The sequence below is a fragment of the Streptomyces sp. NPDC057565 genome (assembly GCF_042801455.1).
In the GTDB taxonomy this organism is placed as follows: domain Bacteria; phylum Actinomycetota; class Actinomycetes; order Streptomycetales; family Streptomycetaceae; genus Streptomyces; species Streptomyces yanii.
Genome location: NZ_JBHVFU010000054.1, coordinates 45273 through 51311 on the forward strand (window position 1 = coordinate 45273; position 6039 = coordinate 51311).

At 66.6% G+C, this 6039-nt stretch carries 4 protein-coding genes; 2 read left to right on the plus strand and 2 right to left on the minus strand.

What is annotated here, in order from left to right; genetic code table 11:
* Positions 1–10 precede the first annotated feature (10 nt).
* Both ACFU8W_RS42275 and ACFU8W_RS42280 read left to right on the plus strand, forming a co-directional pair.
* On the plus strand, positions 11–1456 hold the full coding sequence (locus ACFU8W_RS42275; RefSeq protein WP_384049682.1) for a condensation domain-containing protein: 1446 nt from the start codon (positions 11–13) through the stop codon (positions 1454–1456).
* 26 nt (positions 1457–1482) lie between these two features.
* Entirely contained in the window at positions 1483–2742 is a 1260-nt protein-coding gene (locus tag ACFU8W_RS42280) for an aminotransferase class I/II-fold pyridoxal phosphate-dependent enzyme (protein ID WP_384049685.1), read from the plus strand.
* Positions 2743–2997: 255 nt separating this feature from the next.
* On the opposite strand, the gene ACFU8W_RS42285 is transcribed toward ACFU8W_RS42280, so the two are convergent.
* The gene (locus ACFU8W_RS42285) at positions 2998–5478 is read right to left on the minus strand and encodes a Helicase associated domain protein (protein WP_384049688.1); all 2481 of its coding nucleotides are present in this window, start codon (positions 5476–5478) and stop codon (positions 2998–3000) included.
* Positions 5479–5818: 340 nt separating this feature from the next.
* Positions 5819–6039, minus strand: a 221-nt coding sequence (locus tag ACFU8W_RS42290) for a hypothetical protein (protein ID WP_384049691.1), incomplete at its 5' end; no start/stop codon positions are given.

The window sequence follows — 6039 nt, forward strand, 5'->3', positions numbered from 1 at the left end:
GGAGCGGCGGGTGCGGACCGGTCCGGGCGTCTACCCGATGACGGTCGAACAGCAGGCGATCTGGCTGGACGACCATCTGCGGGACGGCGATTCCCGTTACATCGAATCATGGGTCCACCGGTTCGAAGGCGACCTCAACCGGGGCGCTGTGCACTGGGCACTGGAGCGGATCGTGGCCCGCCATGAGGCGCTGCGCAGCCGGTTCGGCCTGGACGACGACAGCCTGGTGCAGCGGGTGCTCCCCGAGGAGCGCGGGCTGGAGCTGGAGACCGTGTCCTGCGCAGCCGCGTCCCTCGGCGACACCTTGAAGGAACTGGTGCGTCGTCCGATGGACGTGGCCGAGAGCCCCATCAGGGCCACGTTGGTCGAGGTGGCGCCGCAGACGACGGTGCTCGTCGTCCAGCTGCACCATCTGGTCGTCGACGACTGGGCGCTGCAAACCTTGGAACGGGAATTCGAGGAGCACTACCAGGCCTACGTCGAGCGGCGCCCCGCGGCGGTCTCTCCCGTGGAACTGCAGCCGGGCGCCCACGCGTTGGCCGAGCGGTCGAACCGGAACGACCCGTCCGTACGGGCCTATTGGCGGGAGAACCTGCGCGAGCTGTCCCCGGAGGCGACCAGCACCCTCGCCGTCGACGACACCGGGGCACCGGCGGGCGCGGGCGGCGAGCACTCGGACCGCGGGGAGCGCGTCACCTTCGCCGTCGACGCGGCGGCGGCTCAGCGCGTACGAGCCGTGTGCCGCCGGCTTCGTGTCACGCCGTTCACCGTGTTCGCGTCCATCGTGTCCGTGCTGCTGCACTCGGCCGGGGGCGCGCGGGACGTGATCGTGGGCACGCCTGTCTCGCACCGTGACTCCGCCAGCCACGACCAGCTGATGGCTCCGATGAGCGCGCTGCTGCCGCTGCTGGTGACGGTGGACTCCGACGCGTCCTTCGCGGACCTGGTGGCCCACGTGCGCACCCGCGGGCACGAAGCGATCACGTACAAGGACATCTCGTACGGCGAACTGGTCGGCATGACACGACGACGCGGCGAAGCCGGCGGCCGAGGCATGGTCCGCACGGTGCTCGTGGTCGACGACGCCCAGCCGTCACGGATGCGGCTGCCCGGGCTGACGGCCCAGCGCGTCTATGTGCACTCGGGTGTCTCGAAGTTCGACCTGTGTTTCACCCTCGTGGCAGAGGGCCAGGAGTACCTCGGATTCCTGGAGTACGCGGTCGACCTCTTCCCCGCCGGTGTGGCCGAGCGGGTCACGGATGACTTCGTGGCCCTGCTCGACAGGGCGTGTGGCAACCCGGACGGAACGGTGGCGTGGCTGCTCGACGGCATCGGGGAGGGGGCACGCCGACAGCGGACCGCAAAGGAATTCCGGCCGGAGCACTCGGCGGAGGGAACTTCACTCGGCCACGCCGCGGACATCCTGCCTTGCATCGACAGAAAGGACATGACGTAGTGGGGCTCTCTCGGGCGGGAAACAAGATGGCGAGGCTGTCGGGGCTGCGGCTCATCATGGAGGACATCGCCACATCCATGGGCTCGGCCACGGGCCGGGGGTGGCTGAATCTCGGCATAGGAAACCCCGCGGACATACCGGAGGTCAGCGACACTTGGCGGCGCATGACTGCCGAGGCACTGGATGACAGCTTCGGGACGGTCAGCTGCCAGTACGGTCCGTCCCGGGGTCTGCCTACGCTCGTAGACGCGATCGTCGGCTACTTCAACAGGCACTACGGCTGGGACATCGGACCCCAGAACGTCGTGGTGGGGCCCGGCAGCCAAATGCTCTGCTTCATCGCCGCGACGCTGTTCACCGGGCCTGGCGAGGTCCGTGACACACAGCTGGTGCTGCCCATGACGCCGGACTACACCGGCTACCAAGGGCTTTCCCTGGTGCCCGGAGGAATCGCCGGGGTGGAACCGGTTCTGCACCGGCTGGACGAGCGCTCGTTCCGCTATCTCTTCGACATGCCCGCCGTCGAGAGGCTGACCGACGTCGGGCTGATGCTGCTGTCCACCCCGAGCAACCCGACCGGCCGATGCGCGACGCCCCACGAGATCCGCGGCCTCGTCGCCGCGGCCGAGGCCCACGACGTACCTCTGATGATCGACAACGCGTACGGCGCGCCGTTCCCCCGCATCGGCGAGGTGACGACGCCCCCGCTGCGACACGATCGCGTCATCAACGTCTTCTCGCTCTCCAAGACCGGACTCCCGGGAGAGCGCCTCGGATTCGCCATCGCGGACGAGCGGTACATCTCCCCGATCGTCTCCTTCATGGCCAACTCCGCACTCCACGCGCCACAGCTGGTCCAGGCCGCGCTGGCCCGCGCCCTGAATTCGGACGTCCTCGATTCCCTTGTGGCCCTGGAGATCGGCCCCTTCTACACCCAGCGCAGGAAGTTCGTGAAGTCCCTGCTCCTGGATCGACTTCCCGCCGATGTCGCATGGCGGCTGCACGAGGGCGAGGGCGGCATGTTCTTCTGGGTCTGGGTGGACGAGGAGTGGTTCGACGACTTGGCGCTGTACGAGGCACTGAAGGCCAGGGGCGTCTTTGTCGTACCGGGTCGGCACTTCTTCACCGATCCCGAGCACAGCCAGGGGCTGGGGCTTCATACTCGTCAGTGCTTCCGTGTCAGCGTCACTCCCGACGCCGACACACTCACCGCCGGCGTCGAAGTAATCGCGGAAACGCTGGGCGACATGCGTGCCGGAAGCATGCGGATACGCGACAACCGCTGAACTTGATTTTTTTGCCCGTAGGGCGAGGTCCTGAGGAGGGTGCGCAGGCACCGCTCGAACTCTTCGGCGGCCAGTGATGATGTGCGGGTTTTTTGTCGGTGGTGGTTCGGCAGTGTGATGTCAGTGCTGCAGGTGTGGGGTTTCTGCTGTTCAGCTTGTTGTGGTTGGTGATTCGAGTGGTGACACGAATGCCGGTCTGGGGCTGACGCTTTTGGCGATGATGCAGGTCAGTTGGTTGCCGGTCGGTATGACGTGTCAGGCTTCACCGTCCTGCTGCGGCTGCTGCGCCCAGTGGTATCCGAGTTCGGCGAGGGTGGCGAGTTGGTGGTCGGTGAGTCGGTGGCGGCGGGTTTTTTGGTTGGTGAGGAAGACGCCGAGTCGTACGGTGGTGCCGTCGGGGAGTTCTTCGACGTGCTGCCTTCCGACCACGGTCTTCTCCTCCCGGGCGATGTACTGGGCGAGGGCTGCTACGCCCCGTGTGAAGGCGTCGGAGCCCTTCCCGGCCCCAGCCTTCGTGTTGGTTCGCGCTGATGTCTTCTGGGCCCGTACAGCCGGTTTCACGCCCACCTCGCCCAAGCGGCGTTGCTGCTCCGGGTTCAGACGCGCCCAGTCCCGTACCTGCCGCGCGAGCCAGCGTCCGATGTCGTCGCCACGATGCGTCACCCCAGGCACGATCTCCTCGAGGCCGGCACCGCCCGCGAGGAGCGCGGTCAGCCCAACCCAGTGGCGTTGCCAGTCAACGGTCCAGCCCAGTGCCCCGGGGTTCCAGTCCGGGTCGATCGCGGCGAGTTGCTCGGCCCGCCGCGCTGCGCGCTCTGGTTCCTTGCCGAGCCCGCCGGGCCGCCGGAGGTTGGTGAGCCATTGCCCCACGGGTTTGTCGAGGGCGGTGGCGTGCCGGGGCGCGGCCAGGGTGCCGGCCTTCGCGTAGTAGGCGCGGGCGGCGGCGAGGTTCTCGGCGAACGCCGTGTCGGCGGTGTCCCAGATCATGCCGAGTTCTTCCAGCTCGTCGGCGCGTTTGCTGGACATGGTCCCTGCTCGGAACGCCCGCCTCTGGTCGGACAGCCACCTGCCCAATGGGTAGGCGCCTTCCTGGTGTTCGTACGGGACGTCCAGGCTGCCTTCCCGGTCCCGATATTGCTGCGCGGCGTTGTAGCCGCGCAGCCAGTCCTGCTTCTCCGGCTCGATCACCTGGAACGTGACCCACTTCGCGACCATCGCGGGGTCCCTGGGGACTGCGAACCGGAGCAGCAGCCGTGACTCCTCCTCACCCTCCTCCGGCTCCGGACCGATGGTTTGCGACGGATCAACGACCTGTTTCTGGTTCTCCTGTGGAATAGCGAGCATCTCGATGGCACGTTCATCGTGCGCCCGAAGCCCTTCAAGGACCTTTACCAAGGGGCGATACGACGAGGACGTGAACATGTCTTCCGGCCGCTCACCCGGCGCCAAAAACACGGGCACGATCAGCGTCGCAATCTTGCCCTGCCCGGGTTTCTGACGCAACGCCCGGCCAATAGCCTGCACGATATCGACCGCGGACCCCTTGGGGTCCAACAGGGCCACACTGTCCACCGCCCGGATATCAACACCCTCACCCAGCACACGGCAGTTCGACAACACCGCACGCCCCGCCCTGCGCCCGAAATCAGCGAGCACGGAGCGCCTGTGGTCCATCTCGTGCTCGCCGCTCAGCCAGTTCGCCCACACGCGTTCCGGGTACCGCTCCGGGGCCGAAGCGTGCAGCCGGGCCGCGACCTTGGGCAGTCCCTTCGCGAACGCGGACGCCTCGATCGTCCGGTGATGGAACGTGATCGTGGTCTGCAGCCGATGCTCCGCCATCGTCTCCAGCAGTGCGGCCTGCAGCGCCCCCATTCGCTCACCGCGCAGCTGCTCTTCCCGCTTTTCCTCGCTCGCGAGCCGGGCCGGGGTGACCACAGGATCGGTCAGCTCGACCACCACGATCTGATACCTGGCCAACAGCCCCCGCGACACCGCGGACGCCAGCGACAGCTCATAGACCACGGGCCCGAAGATGCTCGGATCGTCCATGGAACAGGCGAGCTCGCGTGGCAGCCGGTCCCACCCTTCGACTGGTTCCCCGGTCTCCGACACGGCGCGTTCGATCTTCCGGGGCGGGCGTTCTTTCCAGATGCGGGGTGTGGCGGTCATGTAGAGCCGGCGCATCGTCGGGATGACGTCCTGGTCATGGATCGCGGCCCAAGCCTTCCCTGCGGATCCACTTGTTCGGTGGGCCTCGTCGACGACCACGAGGTCGAAGACGTCCATGGGAAGCCCGTACGCGCCCTCGTGCGCCTCGGCCAGCACCGGCAGAGAGGCGTAGGTGGCGTAGACCGTCACCGGCCCCCGGCCGTGCCACAGTGCCAGCTGCGGCGGGCTGGTCGTGGACCGCACATCCAGGTCCCACAGGTGCGGGTCGTCATCGAGCGAACACACCGCCACCGCGGGCCCGGTGTGCCCGGCCAAGCGCCATTCGCGCACGGTCTGCGTCAGCAGATCCAGGGTCGGCAGCAACACGAGAACCCGCCCATTACGGGCGAGCCGCAGCGCGGAATGCGCGGCAATGAACGTTTTTCCCGTACCGCACGCCGCTACCACCGTGGCCCGCAGACCATTACGTGGAATCCGCTTCCCCGGAGGAATATCAAGACCACGCACCACAGCGTCAACAGCTTCAACCTGATGAGGCCGAAGCGGAATCTCTTCTGTGCTCGTCATATCTGTACTCCAGAATTCACGAGAGGGGCGGCAAGTCCTGACGGAGGGGGTAGCGGTTCCTTCGGGATGTTACACACTGCATTCCGTGATGCATCATCATGATGATGCATGGGCATCACTCTAGCGCAACAGGGCCTGAGGGCAGGAAGTTTCGGGTAATCTCATGCATGCGCTGATCGTTCTTCAGGAAGTGAAAGACTGTCACGCATCGGATGGAGCGAAGCGGAGTCCGGTGCACCCCATCCGGCAGGGCCGGCCCCACTCCCGGGGGTGACGTCACGTCACCGGGCGGGGGTGCCGTGTTGTTCGGGATGCTACACAAGCCTGCACTGATGCACCCTCACCCCAGTAGCCAGCCGTTCCGGCGAAGCCGGAACCAGGGCGTGGAAGCGAAGCGGACACGCCCGCCCGTCAGGAATTTAAGCGAAGCGTAATTCCAATTCCCGTGCGAAGCACGGGAATTAAGGCGTGAAACGCCGTCAACGAATTGCGAAGCAATTCGTTCGCTGAGCGAAGCGAAGCGTTTTCGCTGCACAGCGCGCAGCGCTGTGGCACCCGCTC